General features: G+C 32.8%; 18 protein-coding genes. 13 read left to right on the forward strand and 5 right to left on the reverse strand.

What is annotated here, in order from left to right:
* A partial coding sequence (locus AC4FQ3_RS22175) for a tyrosine-type recombinase/integrase (protein WP_491183315.1) occupies positions 1-408 on the forward strand: 408 nt, incomplete at its 5' end.
* An 864-nt stretch (positions 409-1272) separates the two neighbouring features.
* On the forward strand, positions 1273-2250 hold the full coding sequence (locus AC4FQ3_RS22180; RefSeq protein ID WP_491183316.1) for an AraC family transcriptional regulator: 978 nt from the start codon (positions 1273-1275) through the stop codon (positions 2248-2250).
* A 24-nt stretch (positions 2251-2274) separates the two neighbouring features.
* Here AC4FQ3_RS22180 and AC4FQ3_RS22185 read toward each other — a convergent pair whose 3' ends face one another.
* Positions 2275-3240 (reverse strand): AraC family transcriptional regulator, encoded by a 966-nt coding sequence (locus AC4FQ3_RS22185; protein WP_491183317.1) that lies wholly within the window; start codon positions 3238-3240, stop codon positions 2275-2277.
* A 32-nt stretch (positions 3241-3272) separates the two neighbouring features.
* Positions 3273-4253: a helix-turn-helix domain-containing protein gene (locus AC4FQ3_RS22190; protein ID WP_491183318.1), complete on the reverse strand. Its 981-nt coding sequence runs from the start codon at positions 4251-4253 to the stop codon at positions 3273-3275.
* Positions 4254-4833: 580 nt separating this feature from the next.
* Between AC4FQ3_RS22190 and AC4FQ3_RS22195 the strand changes: the two genes are divergently transcribed.
* The 9 genes from AC4FQ3_RS22195 to AC4FQ3_RS22235 all read left to right on the forward strand — a co-directional run bounded on the left by AC4FQ3_RS22195 (position 4834) and on the right by AC4FQ3_RS22235 (position 13384).
* On the forward strand, positions 4834-5133 hold the full coding sequence (locus AC4FQ3_RS22195; RefSeq protein WP_042562737.1) for a hypothetical protein: 300 nt from the start codon (positions 4834-4836) through the stop codon (positions 5131-5133).
* Between the two features lie 37 nt (positions 5134-5170).
* The gene (locus tag AC4FQ3_RS22200; RefSeq protein WP_491183319.1) at positions 5171-5581 is read left to right on the forward strand and encodes a hypothetical protein; all 411 of its coding nucleotides are present in this window, start codon (positions 5171-5173) and stop codon (positions 5579-5581) included.
* A gap of 33 nt (positions 5582-5614) precedes the next feature.
* The gene (locus AC4FQ3_RS22205) at positions 5615-6091 is read left to right on the forward strand and encodes a Dps family protein (protein ID WP_042562735.1); all 477 of its coding nucleotides are present in this window, start codon (positions 5615-5617) and stop codon (positions 6089-6091) included.
* 89 nt (positions 6092-6180) lie between these two features.
* On the forward strand, positions 6181-6636 hold the full coding sequence (locus tag AC4FQ3_RS22210; protein WP_491183320.1) for a DoxX family protein: 456 nt from the start codon (positions 6181-6183) through the stop codon (positions 6634-6636).
* The gene (locus AC4FQ3_RS22215; protein ID WP_491183321.1) at positions 6626-8038 is read left to right on the forward strand and encodes a tyrosinase family protein; all 1413 of its coding nucleotides are present in this window, start codon (positions 6626-6628) and stop codon (positions 8036-8038) included. The genes AC4FQ3_RS22210 and AC4FQ3_RS22215 overlap by 11 nt, the downstream gene beginning before the upstream one ends.
* Positions 8016-8636 carry an SCO family protein gene (locus AC4FQ3_RS22220; protein ID WP_491183322.1) on the forward strand — a complete coding sequence of 207 codons (621 nt, stop codon included), beginning with the start codon at positions 8016-8018 and terminating at the stop codon, positions 8634-8636. Before AC4FQ3_RS22215 ends, AC4FQ3_RS22220 begins: the two co-directional genes overlap by 23 nt.
* A gap of 17 nt (positions 8637-8653) precedes the next feature.
* Entirely contained in the window at positions 8654-10003 is a 1350-nt protein-coding gene (locus AC4FQ3_RS22225) for an alginate export family protein (RefSeq protein WP_491183323.1), read from the forward strand.
* 103 nt (positions 10004-10106) lie between these two features.
* Positions 10107-10901, forward strand: coding sequence for an alpha/beta fold hydrolase (locus AC4FQ3_RS22230; RefSeq protein ID WP_491183324.1), 795 nt, complete (start codon positions 10107-10109; stop codon positions 10899-10901).
* Between the two features lie 299 nt (positions 10902-11200).
* Positions 11201-13384, forward strand: a complete 2184-nt coding sequence (locus AC4FQ3_RS22235; protein ID WP_491183325.1) for a sensor histidine kinase — start codon at positions 11201-11203, stop codon at positions 13382-13384.
* A gap of 106 nt (positions 13385-13490) precedes the next feature.
* On the opposite strand, the gene AC4FQ3_RS22240 is transcribed toward AC4FQ3_RS22235, so the two are convergent.
* The 3 genes from AC4FQ3_RS22240 to AC4FQ3_RS22250 form a co-directional block, all read right to left on the reverse strand.
* On the reverse strand, positions 13491-15056 hold the full coding sequence (locus AC4FQ3_RS22240) for a sigma-54 interaction domain-containing protein (protein WP_491183326.1): 1566 nt from the start codon (positions 15054-15056) through the stop codon (positions 13491-13493).
* Positions 15057-15138: 82 nt separating this feature from the next.
* Complete coding sequence (locus AC4FQ3_RS22245; protein ID WP_042562732.1) at positions 15139-16509, reverse strand: sigma-54-dependent transcriptional regulator; 1371 nt, start codon at positions 16507-16509, stop codon at positions 15139-15141.
* A gap of 318 nt (positions 16510-16827) precedes the next feature.
* On the reverse strand, positions 16828-17766 hold the full coding sequence (locus tag AC4FQ3_RS22250) for an AraC family transcriptional regulator (RefSeq protein WP_082036891.1): 939 nt from the start codon (positions 17764-17766) through the stop codon (positions 16828-16830).
* A gap of 1017 nt (positions 17767-18783) precedes the next feature.
* Between AC4FQ3_RS22250 and AC4FQ3_RS22255 the strand changes: the two genes are divergently transcribed.
* The gene (locus AC4FQ3_RS22255; RefSeq protein WP_082036890.1) at positions 18784-19470 is read left to right on the forward strand and encodes an alpha/beta hydrolase; all 687 of its coding nucleotides are present in this window, start codon (positions 18784-18786) and stop codon (positions 19468-19470) included.
* A gap of 35 nt (positions 19471-19505) precedes the next feature.
* Positions 19506-21308 carry an amidohydrolase gene (locus AC4FQ3_RS22260; RefSeq protein ID WP_491183327.1) on the forward strand — a complete coding sequence of 601 codons (1803 nt, stop codon included), beginning with the start codon at positions 19506-19508 and terminating at the stop codon, positions 21306-21308.
* Positions 21309-21318 lie beyond the last annotated feature (10 nt).

Consider the following 21318-nt stretch of genomic DNA (forward strand, 5'->3'; position numbering starts at 1 on the left):
GAGCGATATAAAAATCATCCTATCTGCATTGAAAGAGATTCAGTACTTCCAGTGAATTCGAATCAAAAAATGAATGAATATCTTAAAGAAATAGCTGATTTGTGTGGTATTAATAGTGCTTTAAATACTCATAAAGCAAGAAGAACTTTTGGAAGTACCGTGACGTTAAATAATAACGTACCAATACACATTGTAAAAGAAATGCTGGGACATCAATCTGTTAGTCAGACTGAGGAGTACGCCATAACTGAACAAATTTCTATCGGTCGTGAAATGAAGGGACTAAAACAAAGACTGGCAGATAAGGAGGATGTATCGGGTAAGTTAACTTTACAAACAATTGAGAGGATGGAGAAGGAGTTAAGTGAAATGAAGAGGAAATTTGCTACAATACATCAAAAGGAATAATTTAATAAAAAGCGGAAGACTAATGAAGAGATTTTTCTCAAGTTAGTCTTCCGTTTTAATGTGCTACACTTGTTGTCAACTAAAAAAGGTAGCAGTTTAGCGGAGAGAGCAGGATTCGAACTTTACGCCTGAAACTGCTGTAAATGCCACTTTTATTTATGTCTTGAACCTCTGTGCACCGATTCTGCACCCAAATTCAAATTTTACTATTTCAATATTAAAAGATACTCAAAATTTTAAGTACTAACGAATTAACATACAGTAGTATTATTCTTTTTGTTTTACAAATATATTATAAATATTTAAAATGCAGAGTTTTCGTGAATTTGGACTTTTTTGCAGAATTTGAAAAGTCTCCTTTTACTTCATCCGCGGAGAAAGCGGGATTCGAATTATTAATTCGCATCCCGCTTTTATACTGCATTTCTAATATTTTCTAACTACTGAGCCACGAATATGCCACAAATTTGAAATTGTCAATTTCATAACATTTTTTTTGCTTATTTTACAGTTTAATATGTTTAAAATGAATGTTATAATTCTTTGTCATTAAAATCAAAATTACACAATTTTTTGATAAGTCGAAAAAAAGTATTTTAGTTATAATTCATTACTAAAAAAGATTTGAATGCACCTGATTATAACAGCTCCCCTATATCGTAGTGATCTTGTAAACGTAGAGACAAATTGTTAATACTAGAATCTTATAATTAAAATTTCTATTTTTAAAATCTTGAAAATTTTAGTGTCTTATTGAAATAGCGTTACAAATTTGGGTTGAATGTAATTATAACAACTATATCTATATTTTACTAAATTTGTTTTAAAAACCAATGCAATAATTACAAATTTAAGTAATCTGAAATGAAACCAGAACTAACGTCCTTAAAGAAGTTTAGAGATATATTGGCCTTTATGAATCTGCCTGTCTTTTCTTATATTGACAGTGATGATTTTGCCATTATAAAAATACATGATATGGGATTAAAAATGCCGTATCTTACTCCAATCTTTAGACCGGATTATTATACTTTAACCATTATTCAAGGGGGTAAAGGAACTTTTGTTGTAGGCGATCATATTTATGAACTTGGTCCTCAACACGTTTTTATGAAACAACCAGATGTTTATTTTTCAAGTGGCTGGACAGAATCTCCTGTTGGATATAGTATTTCATTTACAAGTTGTTTCTTTGAGAAATATTTTCCGCATGGAATTGACGATATTCCTTTTAAGAATAATACAAATGCATTTAATTATTTTCTGGATCAAAAACATTTCTGCAAGTTTGAGGAAATCTGCGAGCAAATCTACGGCGAAGCTATTTCTGTTTCAAATTGCAAATATGAGATGATTTCTAATCTTCTTATTAATATTTTATTACTGATACAACAACATCAGAATACAATTAAATTAGAAGTTCAGGACGAAAAAAACGCCGCGATTGTCACATCATTTTTAAAAAATATAGATCAGAATTTCAACATGTTGATTTCGGGCGAAAGTACGACTATACTGAGAACCAAAGAACATGCTAATTTGCTAAGTCTTACAGAGACTTATCTTTCTAAAGTTATCAGTAAAACTTCAGGCAAAACAATTAATCAGTGGATTAACGACAGGCTTATCGATGAAATCAATTATTTGCTAAAAAATACCGATAAACCAATTCCTGAAATTTCTGAAATGTTTGCTTTTAGCGACCCTAAATATTTTTATACATTTTTTAAAAAGAATACTAACACCACGCCGAGTTCAGTAAGAAAAGATTTTAATGAATCTGATTCTGATCGTGCTCATGTATATCGCGGCAACGTTGTAAACATTCGTCCAACCTGGTAATTTCAGAATTTTTTAGAATATATTTTAATCAAGACTTTTTTTGCGATAGTTAGCTGGCGACAGACCGGTATGTTTTTTAAAAAAAATACTGAAGTAAGACAAATAGGAGAATCCCAGCATGTAAGCAATCTCTTTTAATGACAATCGGGGATCTTCGATAAGAATTTTTGCTGCGCTCAGGGTTTTTTCCGCTATCAGTTGTCCGCCTGTTTTTCCGGTTTTTTCCTTTAAAACACTAGAGAGATAGTTTTCATGAAGTTGCTGCATTTCAGCATAATCTTTTATGTACAACGTTCTTTGTACTTTTCCTTTTAGCAATTGGTCATAATGATATTCAAGATTTTGGAAAAAATCGGTTACCATATCCGGATTTTTCGTTTCCGGATTATGAATCATATAACCTTCCCAGTATTCTTGTTTTATTTTCAGGAGAAATCGCGTCAGTAAATTGGCGCAAATATGGTTTTTCAAAGGAGAATCATTAATAAGTTCATCAACAATCAGCAAAACAATTTTTTTCAGTTCCTGCTGAAACGCTTCCGAGGTTTTTAATGGAATTTGTCTTTCAAAAAGTAAAAACGGAAATGTTTTATAAATAGATACACCGGCATATTTCGAGATAAAATTCTCAGTAAAAAGTATTCCGTAAGACTCATTCATAACATCCCAGGTTAACTGCTGAAGTTCGCCCGGTTTATTGACAAATAACATTCCCGGTTTGATATTAAACGGAAGCTTATCAACTATAATTTTTCCGTAAGCATCCAGAACAAAGCCTACTGAGAAAAATGTAGTGTAAAATGGAGGTGTTACAAAAGGAAGCTGATCATCAGGATGAAGTACTTTGGAGTTGACAAACGAGAATTCAGCATCTCCTAAATGTCCATGAGACATATCGACACGGTCTAAGTCTACGTTTGACAAATCCTGACCCATTATTTTAACGGTATCAAAGAAATCTGTGAATTTAATTTTTTTACTATTTTCCATTTTAAAAATATTTACAGATAGAAATTTCCTTATTATTTACTAAATGATTGATGTTTTATAAATTGTGGATTATAAACAACAGACTGATTTTTTTCACCGTTGTTAAAGTTTTTCCTCAATGCGCTGGGTGCATTTAAAGTCTGCGTTTTAAAATAACTGCAAAAATAATTTAGATCGTTAAAAGCGAATAATGCGGCAATCTCTTTCATTGATTTATCAGAATGTTTCGGCAGGTATTTAATCTCATCAATAAGTTTTTCATTAATCCATTCATTGATCGTTTTTCCTGTACAATTGCTTATCACTTTCGAAAGATAATTTTCGTTGATATTCAATAATTTGGAATGTTCTTTCGTTCGCATTAGTAAAGTGTCCTGACCACGTATAAGCTGGCTGAAATTATTTTCCATATTTCGACGAAATGTGCTCACAATTGTGGTATTTTTTTCGCTTTCAATTTTCATTTTTAAGTCTCTTTTTTGATGTAATTGCGTTAAAAACAAAAGATTGAGAATAAGGTTTGCAATAAGTTCGCCTTTATATTCCATTGTTGAAATCCATATATCATAGATCTCATCGCAAGTCTGCTCAAAATATTTCATCCTTTCCTCAGTCAGATCGCAGGAAAATACATTTTCTCCGCCTAACTCAAGAATAGTATCAATTCCCGCAGGAAAATATTGCAGGAGAAAACTTTTCCGAAAACTGATCGTGTATACTTTTTGAATTTTTGTCCAATAGCTGGACATAAATGATTCGGGACGGGAAATTATGATTTTGTTAGAAGTAATTTTAATTTCTTTATTCCCAATATAATAAGTGCCGCATCCGTCTATTATTATGAACAAATTATAAAAATCAGGTCGAAATGTTGGCGACTGCAAAGGTAATTTTATCCCAATTTCATGTAGTTCTATAAAACTAAAATTCTCACTATTGTAAGTGGAAATTGGTAAATTCATAAAATCCAGACATTCAGTAATTTTACTCAAATTGGTTAATACCGGTTTCATCTTAAGTTGCTTATATTTAGTAATTTGGCTTCTGTATATTTTGATTTTATTTTTCAAAATTGCATAAAAATGTAATCATATAAGTCGCAAATCCTGACTAAAAATTATAATATTTAAAGATTTTAACTTTTACGCACTACTTCTTCACTTATAAAAAGCTACGCGCATTATTTTGTATCAAATTGATTGTGTAAAATCCTATTATTTACTACGAGGAAATTATATTGGCATTATAAATTAAGGAATCTTTATAATTTATGTAATCATGTCTTATTCTGATAGATACGATAGACTACACTTAATAAAATCTACAATAATATTCCAAATCTTTAATATTTATAATTTTTGATAACTTTTCTACAGAAACTCCGGTTGTGTTTAGAAGTAGTTTTGCTCTAACGAAAACGAAATCTATTGATTATGATTTTTATATCAATTTTTCAAATTAAAAATTATTTGAAACGATAAGAGAAATCTAAGATGCTATCTATCTATCAATCTATTTATCAGAATAAATAAAATATTTACTTAACAATTAGAATCTGTTATAAAATATAGATTCTAAAAAAACGAAAACAAAATGACAAATTACGATACACTAACAGAAGCAATAACTGTAAAACAAGCAGAGGGATATACTTTTGATTTTAATCTTAGTAATTCAACATTAGACTGTAAAAAGTTAAATAGAACATTTGATTCTACTGAATTTAATGTTGACGCATTTTATCGATTTGAAGGAGATTCTAATCCGGATGATTCTTCAATACTTTACGCAATAAGTACAGAATATGGTATAAAAGGATTATTAGTAGATGCTTATGGAGCTTATAGCGATAACTTAAATGCAGCCATGATTCAAAAATTGAAAATGAGATAAATAAAAATATAGTGATTAGAAAAAAAATTATAAAGATATGGGGACAATTAAAAGATTGCAGTCACAAAATAAAATCAAGGGATACTTTGAAAGTATCGCTTTAAACGATAAAACAGAAACAGCATTTTTATCGAATCCTATTGTAACAAATAATGCTGCTTTTAGAAAAGTTATTGAAAATTACGACTATAACTTACACATCCCGGCAGAAGGTCAATATGTTATAAGACTGGATCGCGAAATTGAGGCTTCATCAGGCATAGAAAATGACTTTTTTTCCGGTGGTACATTTCTAATAGGAGAAACAGTTAGAGAAGTACAGAAAACTAAAAAGATAAAAACGCAAGTCAGCCCTTCGTTTTTGATTTATAAAACTTTGAAATCATATGCCATGCCATTTTTAAATTGGAAGCGTTTTGTAAGTGACTCAAGAATATTAGATATATAATATTTCTATTTATAACATTTTAAAAATATAAAAATGAACAATTTAAATGCCATAGGATTAAATACTGTAAAAAGTAAAGAGTTAGCAAATCAATTGAATGATTTACTTGCTAATTATTCAATATTTTATCAAAATGCGAGAGGATATCATTGGAATATTAAAGGCGATGATTTCTTTGTACTACATCAAAAATTTGAAGACTTATACAATAATCTCTTTTTAAAAATTGATGAAGTTGCGGAGAGGATACTAACCTTAGGATTTAGACCAAATCACAATTTTACCGAGTATTTTAAAACAGCTTCAATTTTAGAAACAAATGAAGTAATTAATGGACAGCATTCTGTTGGTAAAGTTGTAGAATCACTGGGAATACTTTTAGCAAAACAAAGATTGATCCTTGATCTGTCTGCAGAAATAGATGATACAGGAACTAACAGTTTAATGAGTGACTACATTCGGGAACAGGAAAAAATGGTCTGGATGTATTCGGCATATATAAAAAATTAAACTGCTATAAAAGTCATTTATTGAAAAACAGGAAACTGTTTAAAACATAAGATGCAAAAGAATATTAACTACTATTTAAATAAAACATTATGAAAAATAAATTACTTGAAACAAGCGAATCATATGCGCCTCTAATTTTGAGAGTTGTCCTGGGTTTTGTTGTATTGATGCATGGTATGCAAAAATTATTAGGCTGGTTTGGAGGCTTTGGCTTTTCTAAAACCATGTTATTCTTTACTGAATCGGTGGGATTGCCTTGGATTATGGGACTTCTGGTAATCCTTCTGGAAACCCTTGGCGCGATTGCCCTTATTATAGGATTGGGAACCAGAGTTATTGCCTTTTTCTATATAGTTCTTCCTCTGGGGATGATATTTACGACGCATCTTAAAAATGGATTTTTTATGAATTGGTTTGGAACACTAAAGGGAGAAGGCTACGAATACTTTATTCTCTGGATAGGAATGGCTCTTGCTCTATTTATTTTAGGCGGAGGAAAATACGCAATAGACAAAAATTTACAGAACAATAGATATGGAAAATAATAACAGAAGATTATTCTTGAAAAAAGTAGGGATGGCTTCCTTTGGTTTAGCAGGTTTACCGCTTATTTCGTCGTCATTAATTGGGTGTAAAGAGGACAAAACAAATCCGGATAACGGCAGTTTTGAAAACAAAACGTATTCAAATATCGTGGTAAGAAAGAATATTGCTGACATTCCTGTTGATGATCCTGAAATAAAGTTGTTTAAAGAGGCAGTAGGAATCTTAAAACAACGTTCCAAAATATCGCCTTTGGATCCAATGGGCTGGCAGGCAAATGCTTTGTTGCATACTACTTTTTGCGCTACAAGCATGTATTCTAATCAGGTACATTACAATTGGTATGTATGGCCATGGCATAGATTGTACTTGTGGTCACTAGAGCAAAAACTCCAAAAGGCAGTTTCTGAACCCAAATTAGCATTACATTACTGGGACTGGACAAAAAATAATTTTATACCCGAACATTACTGGGGAGACGAGAGCAATCCATTATTTAATGCGTCAAGGTTTGTAGGGCCAAATGACAAAATACCGAATGACTTTATCAATGTAGGGGCAGGTTTTAGAGCAAAAGACTATAAAACTTTTGGAGGATATCCGGCAATCAAAAAAAATGGTGATGCACAGTTAGATGGTTTGGCAGAACAGTCTTTTCATAATAATATCCACAATTGGATTGGCGGGCAAATGGCCACTTTTGTAGAGTCTGGTTTTGAACCCATTTTTTATGGTCACCACGGAAATTGTGATCGCATTTGGGATGCCTGGCGTGCATACAGTCCAGACAATAAATTACCTGAAAATGAAGAATGGCTGGAAAAAAAATTATATGCAACAGATGGAAATGGGCGTCCGGTAGATTTTAAAATAAAGGAATTATTGAAAACAGAAGATTTAGGATATCGTTTTGCTGATTTAGATCTGAATCCAAATTTTTGTAATCCCTATATTGAAGGAGATAAACCAAAGAGAAATGAGTCCAAAAGGGATTGTATTGCGCCCTTAAATCTAAAAACCTCAGATACAAAATCTATAAGTAAAGATTTCGTTGACAAGGAAAGATCTCACGTTATACTTCATTTTGAAAGAGCGCAGCTTCCGTATCAGCCCTATTGTGCAAGAGTATTTTTTGAGTATATGATCGATGGAAAGAAACAAAGCAAATACACAGGGACTTTTACGATTTTGCCAATTCTGGATATAGATTCAGTGCTGTTGCAAAACGGAGTGTTTCTTCAAATTGAAATAGAAAAGGAAATTGCTCAGGCCATAGATCAGAAAATAAATATTGATGTAATTTTTCAGCCCGTGCCATTACCAAATAGAAATATTCCGGATGAAATTTTAAAATTAGAAAACATTTCAATTTATAAGGATTATGAAAATAGAAATGAACATTAGAGTTTTACTCTTTATAATGCTTTTCGTGGGATGCACGAAGACTGATAACCTCCCAATTTTAGGTGAATTATCATCTGACCCACTAACCGGAAAAAACAAGTACTACCAAACACCGGAATTTCTATTAAAAAATCAATTTAATCAGAAAATAACACATTTAGATTTTAAAAATAAGATACAGGTTGTTGATTTCTTTTTTACCAGTTGCCCTACGATTTGTCCTAAAATGACAAAGCATTTAAAATTAGTAGAGAAGGCTTTTGAAAAAATAGATGAGGTCGCTATCGTTTCATATAGTATAGATTATAAAAATGATAGTCCTGAAGCGTTAAAGCAGTATTCGGAAAATTATAAAATAAATAATAATAAATGGACCTTCCTAACTGGTGATAGTGATGCCGTTTTTGAACTTTCCAAAGATTATAAAGTAAGGGCATTTGATGACGGTAATGCTGATCAAAGAAACATAATACATGATGGCACATTTGTATTAGTTGATGGCAAAAGGAGAATAAGAGGTTATTATGATGGTTTAAGTGTAAAAGACACAAAACGGTTGATTCAGGATATCAATACGCTTATTGCAGAGGTGGAATGAAAATAATTTTTAAACAGATGAAAAAATATTACCTAATTTTTATAGTTGTATTTAGTTCCGCTGTTTATCCACAACAAATAAATGAATTCAGATTTTTAAGGTATAATGATACTATTTCAATTGATAGTACAAATCAAAACTTATATTATAAAATCAAACAAATAACGGTATCTCAAAAGTCTAAGGTATTTCTCTTTTTTGGAGGTGAAAACAGGACTCAATACCAATATTTTGACAATGAAAATTGGGACGAAGCGTATACGGATAAAAATGGTTTTATACTGAACAGGGCACTTTTGTATGGTGATTTAAAAATTGGGAACTCGTTTCGGTTGTTTAGCCAATTACAGAGCAGTTCTTCAATTAGGAGATTAGATCCTAATCCATTAGAAGAAAATCCTTTAGATATCCATCAATTATTATTTGATGTCAGGGTAAGGAATTTAAAATTTAGAATGGGAAGACAAGAATTGTATTATGGATCACAGAGATTGATTTCAGTTCGGGAAGGACCAAACAGCAGACAGGCATTCGATGCGATGAAAATCATGTATCAAAGAAATTATTTGTCTATAGACGCTTTTTATGGTTATTATGTGAAAAATAGCTTTGGAAACTTTAACGATAAGATTGACAAAAACACAAAGCTTTTCGGTTTGTATACTAGTGTAAAGGGAGTTAGGTTTTTAAACAATGTAGAAGTTTATTTTCTTAACCTCCAAAAATCAAAAAGTACATTCAATACCATTTCGGGACAAGAAAATAGAAATACAGTAGGTTCAAGAATTTGGGGTACTCATTCAAATTGGAATTATGATATTGAAGCGGCCTATCAATTTGGGAAATTTAATAAACAAAACATTAATGCCTGGACATTTTCGATCAATAATTCTTTTAATTATCAAATAAATAAAAGAATTCAAAAAATAGGATTTAAAACGGAATATATCTCGGGAGATAAAATTCAAAATGATAGGTCTCTGGAAACATTTAATCCTCTTTTTCCAAAAGGGGCATACTTTGGTTTAGCAGCATTAATAGGACCATCAAATTTATTTGATATGCATCCTTTTCTGGAATTTCAGTTAACCCAAAAATTAAATTTTAATATCGATTATGATATGTTTTGGAGGGCTTCAGGGAACGATGCCATATATCAGCCAAATGTTTCGGTATTATTTGATAGCTCAAATTCGACATCAAAAAAAATAGGAAATCAATTAGGAGCCTCATTTGATTATTCGATTAATAAGTATTTGAATTTCACCATAGAAGGAACATGGTTTAACAGCGGGAAATTTATTCAGGACGTCAGCAACGGTAGAGATATCCTGTTTACAGCCAGTACTTTGACTTTAGTTTTATAAGAATAATTTCATTAGATCATTTTTCATATTAGCTATTCGATTTCTACAGAATTGAATAAAAAACTTAATAATATCAATTAATATAACCATAAATTTTTTAAAGATGAGAAAATCAATTACAACTGCAGCGGTAATTTTAATGACCGCTATCGGAACACCAATTCAGGCTAAAACGGTTAGCCCAAATACTATTGTTATCGTGCATGGAGCATGGTCTTCATCAGCAGATTTTAAGTCTGTTGAAGCAGAACTTAAAAAGAGTGGCAATGAAGTGATTACAGTAAATTTGCCGGGGCATGGAAGCGACAACACGCCTGTTTCATCATTGACGCTGCAGGGTTATGTAGATGTTGTCAAAAAAGCAATTGGAACAAGAAAAAATATTACTCTTGTAGGTCATAGCTTTGGAGGAATGGTGATTAGCCAAACTGCTGAGCAAATTCCCGGACAAATCAAAAAACTGGTTTACCTGTGCGCATTTTTACCGGCTAACGGAGAAAGCCTTTTTTCAATTTCGGCAGCAGATAAGGAAACTCATATTGGGCAATATATACAGCCGGATGAAAAAGCAGGTGTAGTAGGAATTGCTAAAGAAGGTATTTTGGATTTTTTCGCAGCAGATGCACCTAAAAAAATAGCGGATGTACTAGTTCCTAATTTCAAACCGGAGCCACTTGGGCCTCTTGCAACTCCAGTTGCACTTACGGCTGCCAATTTTGGTAAAATAGAGAAGGTATATATTTTTACTGAATTCGATCATGCAATAGGATTGACCTTGCAAAAAAGTATGGCAAAAGCTGCTAATATTACAAAAACGTATTCTTTACCTACCAGCCATACGCCTTTTTTCTCGCAGCCTTCTGTGGTCGCAGCAATTCTAAGTCAAGAAGCAAAATAATATTGCTTTAACAGGATAAGATTTAGAATTATCAAAACTTCTGTTAATTATAGTGATTATAATTAACAGAAGTTTTTTATATACTACTAAAATTTGACACTGTTTATCAAAAAATAATTCAAGACAAAATTTTATTCATAATGAATCAGTAGGAATAAGTTTAACCAATCTAAATCAATAAATTTTTAAAGAAATTAGTATATTCACCAAACTATTATGCTAGTAATATAGTTATATTAAAGAGTATTGACTTAGCCCTTATCCCGGGGGAAAATGTATGTCAACTAATTTAGAAATTTATGAAATCAAAAATTCTGTATGCTATAATCATTTTATTTTCGATAAATTCATATTCACAATACATCACTAAAAAAGAGTTTGAAAAAGCTAAAAAAGACCTTCCGCTAGAAACAGATCAGATAAAAAAAGCAAGACTCCTTAACACTCTTGCCCTTTATTACGTTAGGAGAAATGAGTCTTTACAGGACATCAAAACTTCAGAAGACCTCAAGAATCAATCATTTGAAATTGGAAAGGAATTTGGAGCGAAAGATATTATAGCAACCAGCATGTATATTGATATATTGATCGCTGTGCAAAGAAAAAATAGTGAGCTGGCCACGATGTTAAAAAATAAGGCGCTGGAGTATACACAGCGAAACCTTCTGAAAAACCAGGAAGCTGAAATATATAGGTATATGGGCTTGGATTTTGAAATTCAAAGTACCGATAGCATTACTAGAGAAAAGTATATTCGTAAAGCAAATACTTTATTTAAAGAGGCTCATAATTTATATGGTGAAGGCGAAACCTATGCTGATTTAGCTGATTTTTGTGAAAACACACCAGATACTGCCTTTAAATATGCTAAAAAAGCAATTGCAATAAAGAAACATCTTAAGAATCCTGAATTTTACAGAGATTACACTATGGTGATACGGGTATATTTTGGAAGAGGAATGTTTAAAGAAGGACTGGCTCATGCTCTTCAGGCTGACCTAAACGCTGAGAAGTCGCACGCCAGCCCTCGATGGCGCTGTATTATTTACAATCAGCTTGGTATAATATACGAATCACTCAATATGCATCATGAAGCCCTTATAGCATATAAACGGGGATTAAATATGGCTATAGAAAGTAAAAGACCCAATTTCGTAGAAACGCTGCGATTCAATCTTGCGAGGTACTTATATGATGATAATAAAATTTACGAATCATTAGCCGTAATGAAAGATATCAAATCTTATGAGGCTAAAGACTGTAACACAAGATACCAGTCGATGTACATGCTGCTCTACACCAAATTGAAGCAATATGATAAAGCAAAAAAATACTATAAGCAACTCTTACAATGTGATAGAAAGGATGCTAGAGAAATAGCAGTTGCCAATAGATCAATAATGCGATATTTGTTAATGACAGGGCAGGCTGATAAATCTTATTTTTATATTAATGAATTAAAAAAGCAGGCTATTTTAGAAAAAGACTATAGACAACTCCTGGTGGCTGAAAAAGCATTTTATTCTGCTGATTCTGCTGTGGGTGATTGTGCTGCCGCATTGGAACATTTTAAAAATTATAAAGTCCTAAATGACTCCATTTTTAATAGTAAAAATTCTCAGCAGTATAATGACCTTCAGCTAAAATATGATACAGAGAAAAAAGATAAAAATATTGTACTTTTAAAACAACAAAGTGTAATCCATCAGCAGACCATACGCAAAGCAGAAATTTTACGATATCTATTTATCGCAAGTTTTCTTGTGTTAGTACTTTTGATAGCATTATTGTACAACCGTTCAAGAATTAAACAGCGTGCGCAAAATAAAATTAATGAGCAGAATGATCAGCTGAAAATATTATTGTCGGAAAAAGAATGGCTTATAAAGGAAATTCACCACAGAGTAAAAAATAATCTGCAGATTGTCATTAGCCTTTTGAGTACACAGTCGGAATATTTGGAAAATGAGTATGCGCTTGCAGCTATACAGAACAGTCAGAATCGTATGTACGCTATGTCACTGATTCATCAAAAACTCTACCAATCAGATGACCTTGCAACCATTGACATGGCTTGGTATATTCAAGAATTGGTAAGCTATCTCAAAGATTGCTTTCACACAGATAAAAAAATAAATTATGAATTAGATACAGAATGTATCGAATTGGATGTTACTCAGGCCGTACCGCTGGGGCTCATTCTCAACGAAGCTGTAAGCAATGCTATAAAATATGCTTTTACTAGTAAAGATAGCGGAAAGATTGCCATTGAGCTTAGAAAACAGGACTCTGAGAATTATCGTTTGGTAATTAAAGACAATGGAGTTGGCCTTCCTAAAGGTTTTGAATTAAAAGGACAAGACTCACTCGGAATGAACCTAATGGTGGGGCTTGCTAATCAGATAAATGGTATATTTGAAATTGAAAACATGGCGGGATTAACTATCATCATAACCTTTAAGAAGAGAAATACCTTAATTTAGAGGTCCTGTGAAAAACACTGAAATACCAGATTTTTGTTGTAAAACAGTATTTTTACTTTATTGTTTTTTATTAACCCAGTTCCAATTTCTAAACAAGAAATCATCTTCAGTCTAAAAGATAATGTCTTTTTTTAATGCCCAGTTTTTGCATCTTGGATTTAAGTGTTGTAGAGGGGATTTCTAGAAATGATGATGCGCTATTTGGACCTGAAACTTTTCCTCTGCAAAATTTAAGTACTCTAATGATATAATCTTTCTCAAACTCATGCCAGGGTTTGATGCCATTTTTATCTTTGAGGTCTGCTATGATGCGTTGTTCACTTGGTTTAATTTCAGAAATAATATTTCCCTGTGCCATAAGAAATGCTTTCTCGACGGTATTTTCAAGCTCCCTTACATTACCAGGCCACTGATAAGCCATCAATGTATTAAGTGCTTTTTGGGCTACGGTTTTAACCGGTTTATTATACTTTTTACAGTGCCCGCTTATAAAATATTTCAAGAGGGTCTCAATGTCTTCAGGATGATTTCTAAGTGGTGGTACATTTATAGGAAAAACATTTAATCTGTAAAACAAATCCGCCCTGAAATTTCCTTTCAGCACCTCGCTTTGCAGATCTATATTTGTTGCAGCGATTATTCGGATATCTACAATCTTTGTAAAATTACTGCCTATAGGCTGAATTTCTTTTTGCTCTAACGTTCTCAAAATTTTTGACTGAAGTTCTAAAGGCATTTCCCCAACTTCGTCCAGAAATATCGTGCCTTGATGAGCTTGCTCAAATTTGCCCTTTTTTTTGGATGTAGCACCAGTAAAACTGCCCTTCTCATGGCCAAATAGTTCACTTTCAATCAGGTTTTTAGGAATTGCAGCGCAATTCACTACAATTAATGGTTTCGAATTTCTTTTTGAATTATAATGTACAGCCTTTGCAACTAGTTCTTTTCCTGTACCACTCTCTCCCTGAATGAGAACACTACTGTCCGTGACACTTACTATCTTGATAAGACTGCGTATTTTTTTTACAGGTTTACTTTCTCCTATAATTCCCATATTGTCGCCTATTTCATTTCGGGTATCAGGTTGCAGGTAAAACGCTGAGACTTTAGCCGCATTATTTTTCTCGCGTACTAAAATGTTTGTCAAAGTAATTCCCAGCTGTATTGAAAGCTTTTTAATGAGATGAAAACAATTTTTTGCCATGCTGGTTTGTTTGTCTAAACAAAAAAACAGCACCGCATTGTATATATTAAAAGTTATAGAATAAGTGATTACAATATGCTTAGAATCCTGAGCTGCAGTTTCGATAAATGAAGGCATCTCTGATCCTTTTTCTATTTTTTTATGAGATAAGACTAATGGATCTGGGGAATGCAGAATCGAAAAAAAAAAGTCAGCTTTTTTATTATAAGATTCCTGCGCATACTTCTTGTATTCTAAAGGATTACTATGATAAAAGAGGTTGTAATGTTTTTGCATTTCATCCGTAATGCAAATCATCATTTCACTAATGCCCAATATCCTTTTTATATCATTATTCACGGCATCATTGAGTTCGTTTCTTGTGGTGACAGGAGCCAGTGATTCGCACATGCAATTTATTTGAGATTGCTCAAGTTCTCTCTGCTGTATACGCATTATCATTTTTTCATTATCTATGCCGTATGTCATACTTCCGAATTTAACTTATAATAAATGTTGAAATAAATATTAATAATAGCACTTTGAATATTATGTCATGATTGATTTCTAATTAAAAATATTCCTGTCCAATTCCTAATTTTTTCATTTTAGAATACAGCGCCACTGGTGAAATTTTTAAAATTGCAGCAGCCCCGCTTTCCCCGTATATTTTGCCATTGCAGATGTTCAAAATCTTCATGATATGATTTCTTTCTACAAATTGCAAGGAGTCCAGACTATCAGAATCTTTTGCTGCAGTATTTATATCAATATTAGCCGGCAGATTAATTTTTGTAATTTCCTGTGCTTCTTCCAGAAGTACACTGCGCTCTATCAGATGCTCAAGCTCCCGAATATTTCCAGGCCAGTTATAGGCTTGTAATTCAGTTAATGCTTTTGATGTTATGCCCTTAATATTCTTTTTGAATGTAAGATTATAATTTTTTAGAAAATATTGGGCCAGTTCCGGTATATCCTGCTTTCTTTCCCTCAGTGGAAGCAGTTCAATAGGAAATACATTAAGCCTGTAATACAGATCTAGTCTGAAACGGCCTTCTGCTACCTCACGCTCAAGGCTGCGATTTGTTGCGGCAATGATACGGATATCAACTTTTATTATTCCTATACCACCTATGCGCTCTATTTCTTTTTCTTGTAGCACACGTAATAACTTTGCCTGAGCATCAAGGCTAAGTTCTCCAATTTCATCCAAAAAAAGCGTACCACCTTCGGCTTGTTCAAATTTACCTATTCTTTTTGAAACAGCTCCTGTAAAAGCCCCTTTTTCAAATCCAAAAAGCTCAGATTCAAGCAATGATATAGGAAGAGCAGCACAATTAACCACAATCATGGGTTTATTTCTGCGAGGCGAATTTTCATGAATTGTATGTGCTATTTTTTCCTTTCCTGTTCCTGTTTCACCTGTAATAAGAACGGCAGCTTCTGTGGGTGCAACAATGCCTACTCTTAAGAATATTTCTTTAAGCGCGGGAGTGCTGCCTATAATCCCGGGGAAGATCGATACAGTATTTTCTTCTTTTTTAGAATTAAGCTGACTTTGATTTTCTACAGCATATCGATAACGTGCAATGTCCAGCATGACTAAAAGATCTTTACGTCTGAAAGGTTTTACCAAAAAACCATAAGGATGCGTTTTTTTTACAGCTTCAAGTGTAGACTGATTTGTATTGGCTGAAACATATAAATATGGGATTTTTTCTTTTATAAGATCATGAGCTAAATCGATACCCGTTTCATTCCCTTCAATCATAATATCGAGCAACACCCAGTCAGGTCGTATGGTTTTGAGCATTGTTCTAGCCTGAGCGGCAGAGGATACTATGCCGATAACATCAAAATTGTTTTTTTTTAATATCATCTTCAGATCATTCGCTACAATGAATTCATCCTCAACAATCATTATTTTTTCTTTATTTCCCATCGTTTTTAAAATTCGATTGTGATATTTTCCCGATCATTAGTTAAGATATTATATTTTTACTATTACTATTACTTAAGGCGACTATCTTACTGAATGCAATAAAAAAACATCATAGCTTTAATATGCAATATTAATTTTAAATGCTAAAGTAGTGGTTGCAAAATAATTTTCTGCAGTATGACAAAATTATAATAAAATATAAAATCATTTTATTAACTTCTTAGTGATATGCCTCAGGGTAAAATATTACCACCCTTTAGAAAACAGATTTGAATCTTTTCCATGCTTTATTGTTTACTTTCTCTTTCAGTCAAAATTTTAAGCCAGCACATTTATTGGAGGATTTTTGAAATTTTTGCGAAAAATGCCGGGAGCTGTTTTTGTGTTTTTTTTAAAATAAGTGTAAAAATAATTTATGTCATTAAATCCGTATAGGTATGCTATTTCACTTATGGATTTATCTGTGTATTTGAGCACATACTTAATTTCGTCAATTAATTTTTTATTAATCCACTGGCTTATGGTTTTTCCTGTACTGTTGTAAATAATTTTTGATAACTGATTTAAATTTATATTATGACTTTGTGCGTAATGGCCAACATCAAAAAATCCGGTCATTTCACCAGAAAAAATCTTACTCAGATTATCGTCAACTGCATCCAGAAAGGCAGAAGCTTGAGGACTGTATTTTTTCCATGTCAAATCAGACTCGCTTCCTAAATTGTACTGCTGTATTAATAACAGTAAATTGAATATAAGATTAGTGATCATTTCGTATTTATATGGTACCGCGGATAAAGACTCATCGTAAATTTGTGTACAGATACTATTAAATATTTCAGTTAAATCATCTGTAAGGGAAGCTGAAAACGTTTCAAGATCTTCTAGTTTCTGAATATAATCTACTGATGCTGGCCAGTACTGATGTAGAAACTGCTTGTGAAAAGTAATTTTGTAAGCTTTAGTTACGCTGTTCCATTTACTAAAAAGAAAAGCATTAGGACGTATAAAAAGGATATGATTTGAACAGATAGTGTATGTATTATCGCCTGTATGATATTGTGCCGATCCTTGAGTTATTAATACTATGGTAAAATGATCTGGCCTGAAAACTGGCATTTGGCATGGCAGATTCAAACCCAGTTCTTCCATCTTAAAAATAGAAAAGTCGTTACAGTCCATCTCTTCACAAAGTGGAATTTTCAAGAAAGAAAGACTCTCTTTAAAGTTCCTTGTCTTAATTACAATTGGTTTCATATAAGTTAGTTTTTTAAGGTTAACCAAACTCAGATCACTTTATTCAATAAAAATTAGCCGGCCTTCAATAAAATTTCGATTAGACTGCTATCTAAACTCTGCAGTTTCATTTTTAGGTTGCTAAAAATTGCTGTTACCGCTTGCGAATTTTTGGCGCTTTTGGTATATGATAGTACTTAATATTTAATTGGTGCCAATATGAATGTGTTTGATTGTTATTTATAAATGTTACCAAAAAACCTACCATTTTTTTAAATAACTAATTTTCAATTAGTTGTGTTTTATTTTATATTTAAATTTGACTTTATTTCGTAATGTATAAAGTTGTTTCTGAACATTATTATTTATTGAACAGATTAACACATGAAAAAAAAGTCCTCAAAGAATGTAGGGTGATTGAGATGTCCACTTTCCAAATTCATAATTTGAGAAACCACTCTCTGTTAATTTTTTAAAGAGAAATTATTTAGAAATCAGTTTTACTGACTGTAATAATTTGCGGAAGATTTAGCTTTTTTAAAATTCTCATTTTTTGACTTCTGCAATGAACGCTACGAAAATGTATCTGAACGGAAGATGATTTTTTTAAGAGATTTGGAATTCATTTTATTATTAAACATTTAAGTACAGAAAGATGTTTACTTGTTTCAAATGCGTAAAAGAGAGTGTGTTTAAATGCAGGAATAGTTCACAAAACTATTTTTGTACGCAATACTAATGGTAATACCTTCATAAAAATAGGTTTTACCAATATAAAGTGACAGAACTTTTTCAAATCTTAGTTTATTATAATTTTTAGTGAATTATTCACAGAAAAGCACGCTTTCATTAAATGTAATTTTGTTTCAGCAAATAAGGGAATCCATTTTTGGTTTTTTATCATACGTCAAATTCCATAATTTCCAAGATGCGGTTATCAAGCTTGAATGTGACAAATTACAAAAGAAATATTCCTTATTTCTACTATTAAAAAGTTACAAAAAATAATGATTTCTATAATCTCTAAAAAATATCAAGATGAAAACAATTAGAAATATTATCCTTGTCCATGGTGCATTTGCAGATGGCTCAGGATGGAGGGGAATATATGATATACTGGATAAAAACGGATATAATGTAACAGTGATTCATAATCCATTAACGTCTTTAGAAGATGGCGTTCAGGCCGTGAATATAGCTTTAGATAAACTAGGCGAAAGCGCTGTTCTTGTAGGACACTCATACGGTGGAGTTATAATTACTGAGGCTGGTAACCATAAAAATGTTGCAGCATTAGTTTATGTAGCTGCATTTCAGCCGGGAGATGGCGAAACAGCCTTACATTGGATTCAAACTGCTCCACCGGAGCCAGAAAATGGAGTCCTGCCTCCGGATGAAAATGGTATTATTTATTATGAAAAAAATAAATACCATATGGGAATTTGCGCTGATTTAAGTGAAGAAGATGCCAATTTTATGTATGCTTCGCAAGGTGCATTTTATGCTAAAGGATTTGCAACACCAATTAAAAACGCAGCTTGGAAATCAAAATCTGTATATGGCGTAATTGCAACCGAGGACAAGAGTATTCCGCCAGAAATCCAGGAAGCAATGTACAAACGTTCCAAAACAATTGCCACGTATGTCAAAGGAAGTCATGCGGTTTATATCTCCCAGCCTGAATCAGTGGCAGATGTCATTATTTCAGCTTCTAAAATTGATTAATTATTTACAATTAATAACTTATAAAAACAGTCACAATGAGAAATTCTATATTCCTGGTAGTACTAATAATACTATTCATTTCCTGTCAGAAAGACAAAAAAGAAACTAATGCTGAAACGGCAGATTTAATTGTTACCAATGGTAAAATAGCCATTATGGATAAAAACAAAACCATTAGCGAAGCGATCGCAGTAAGAAAAGGCAAAGTTCTGGCGTATGGAACTACTGAAGAGATTCTAAAGCTAAAAGGGGAGAAAACCAAAGTTATTGATGCGAACGGACGTACAGTAATTCCCGGACTGAATGATTCTCATTTGCATTTAACCAGAGGAGGACGTTTTTATAACGCTGAATTAAGATGGGATGGGGTAACCTCATTGAAAACAGCATTAAAAATGCTAAAAGAGCAAGCCGCAAGAACACCTAAAGGCCAGTGGGTGCGAGTGGTGGGAGGATGGAGTCCGTTTCAGTTCGAAGAAAAAAGATTTCCAACAAGCGATGAAATTAATGAAGCTACAGGAGATGTTCCTGCATTTGTATTATTTCTGTATAGTCGAGGCTGGATGAATAAAAGTGGTTTAAAAGCACTTAAAATAGATGAAAACACAAAACCGCCTGAGGGAAGTTCCTATGAAAAAGGACCAGATGGTAAATTGACCGGAGTGCTATTGGCAGAACCAAATCCGACAATCCTTTATGCTGCAATTGGAGCGCTGCCACCTATGGATAATGAGCAAATGTTGAATTCTACAAAACAATTTTACAGAGAATTGAATCGATATGGAATTACAAGCGGAATCGATGCAGGAGGTGGAGGACATGCGTTTCCTAAAGATTATGGCGCGACCAAAGAACTTGCCAATGAGGGAGAAATGCCTATACGGTTGTCGTATTACTTATTTCCTCAAAATAAAGGAAAAGAGTTCGCAGAATTTCAAAATTGGATTAAAACCAATAAAGTCGGAAATAATGGAGAAATTCATTTGGATCATGGATATGAATTAGAAGGAGGGGGAGAATTTCTGACATGGAGTGCAGGTGATTTTGAGAATTTTTTAGCACCGCAACCGATGTTAGAAGACAGACCTTCGTGGAGAAATGACATCAAAAAAGTGATTCGTTTACATGTTGATAGCCGTTGGCCGTTTAGAATTCATGCAACCTATGGAGAAACCATTGCTAATATATTGGATGTTCTTGAAGAAGTGAATAATGAAACGAATGGAAAATTAGCCCAACAAAGGTGGCTGTTTGATCACGCAGAAACCATTACAGAACAACAGCTAAAAAGAGTTAAAGCGCTGAACGGAGGTATTGCAATTCAGGCCAGAATGGCGTACGCAGGAGAATATTTTGTGGATCGATATGGAGCTGCAAAAGCAAAATATGCACCGCCTTTAAAATTAATGATCAAAATGGGAATTCCTGTAGGCGCAGGAACTGACGGAACAAGAGTTGCCAGTTATAATCCGTGGCCTGCATTATACTGGATGGTTTCGGGTAAAACAGTGGGAGGATTACAATTAAGTGCTCTGGATAACTTACTGACTCGCGAGGAAGCACTTTTATTATACACAAAGGGTAGCGCGTGGGTATCAAAAGAAGAAACTGTAAAAGGTACTTTGGAAAAAGGAATGTTTGCTGATTTCATACTATTATCCGATGATTATTTCAGCGTACCGGAAAGTAAAATCAAAGATTTATCGGCTGTTTTAACAGTAGTAGGAGGTAATGTTGTATTTGGTGACAAAGAGTTTGCAAAACTAAATCCTGAAATTGAAAAAGCAATTCCAGACTGGTCACCGGTTAATTTTTATGGAGGATATCAAAAAAAGTAATTTCCGATAC

The sequence above is a fragment of the Flavobacterium sp. AK-345 genome (assembly GCF_058310175.1).

Excerpts from the sequence above, each read along its gene's own strand:
- AC4FQ3_RS22180 (WP_491183316.1), top strand. The coding sequence starts at position 1,273 with ATGAAACCAGAACTAACGTCCTTAAAGAAGTTTAGAGATATATTGGCC.
- AC4FQ3_RS22185 (WP_491183317.1), bottom strand. The coding sequence starts at position 3,240 with ATGGAAAATAGTAAAAAAATTAAATTCACAGATTTCTTTGATACCGTT.
- AC4FQ3_RS22190 (WP_491183318.1), bottom strand. The coding sequence starts at position 4,253 with ATGAAACCGGTATTAACCAATTTGAGTAAAATTACTGAATGTCTGGAT.
- AC4FQ3_RS22195 (WP_042562737.1), top strand. The coding sequence starts at position 4,834 with ATGACAAATTACGATACACTAACAGAAGCAATAACTGTAAAACAAGCA.
- AC4FQ3_RS22200 (WP_491183319.1), top strand. The coding sequence starts at position 5,171 with ATGGGGACAATTAAAAGATTGCAGTCACAAAATAAAATCAAGGGATAC.
- AC4FQ3_RS22205 (WP_042562735.1), top strand. The coding sequence starts at position 5,615 with ATGAACAATTTAAATGCCATAGGATTAAATACTGTAAAAAGTAAAGAG.
- AC4FQ3_RS22210 (WP_491183320.1), top strand. The coding sequence starts at position 6,181 with ATGAAAAATAAATTACTTGAAACAAGCGAATCATATGCGCCTCTAATT.
- AC4FQ3_RS22215 (WP_491183321.1), top strand. The coding sequence starts at position 6,626 with ATGGAAAATAATAACAGAAGATTATTCTTGAAAAAAGTAGGGATGGCT.
- AC4FQ3_RS22220 (WP_491183322.1), top strand. The coding sequence starts at position 8,016 with ATGAAAATAGAAATGAACATTAGAGTTTTACTCTTTATAATGCTTTTC.
- AC4FQ3_RS22225 (WP_491183323.1), top strand. The coding sequence starts at position 8,654 with ATGAAAAAATATTACCTAATTTTTATAGTTGTATTTAGTTCCGCTGTT.
- AC4FQ3_RS22230 (WP_491183324.1), top strand. The coding sequence starts at position 10,107 with ATGAGAAAATCAATTACAACTGCAGCGGTAATTTTAATGACCGCTATC.
- AC4FQ3_RS22235 (WP_491183325.1), top strand. The coding sequence starts at position 11,201 with ATGAAATCAAAAATTCTGTATGCTATAATCATTTTATTTTCGATAAAT.
- AC4FQ3_RS22240 (WP_491183326.1), bottom strand. The coding sequence starts at position 15,056 with ATGACATACGGCATAGATAATGAAAAAATGATAATGCGTATACAGCAG.
- AC4FQ3_RS22245 (WP_042562732.1), bottom strand. The coding sequence starts at position 16,509 with ATGGGAAATAAAGAAAAAATAATGATTGTTGAGGATGAATTCATTGTA.
- AC4FQ3_RS22250 (WP_082036891.1), bottom strand. The coding sequence starts at position 17,766 with ATGAAACCAATTGTAATTAAGACAAGGAACTTTAAAGAGAGTCTTTCT.
- AC4FQ3_RS22255 (WP_082036890.1), top strand. The coding sequence starts at position 18,784 with ATGAAAACAATTAGAAATATTATCCTTGTCCATGGTGCATTTGCAGAT.
- AC4FQ3_RS22260 (WP_491183327.1), top strand. The coding sequence starts at position 19,506 with ATGAGAAATTCTATATTCCTGGTAGTACTAATAATACTATTCATTTCC.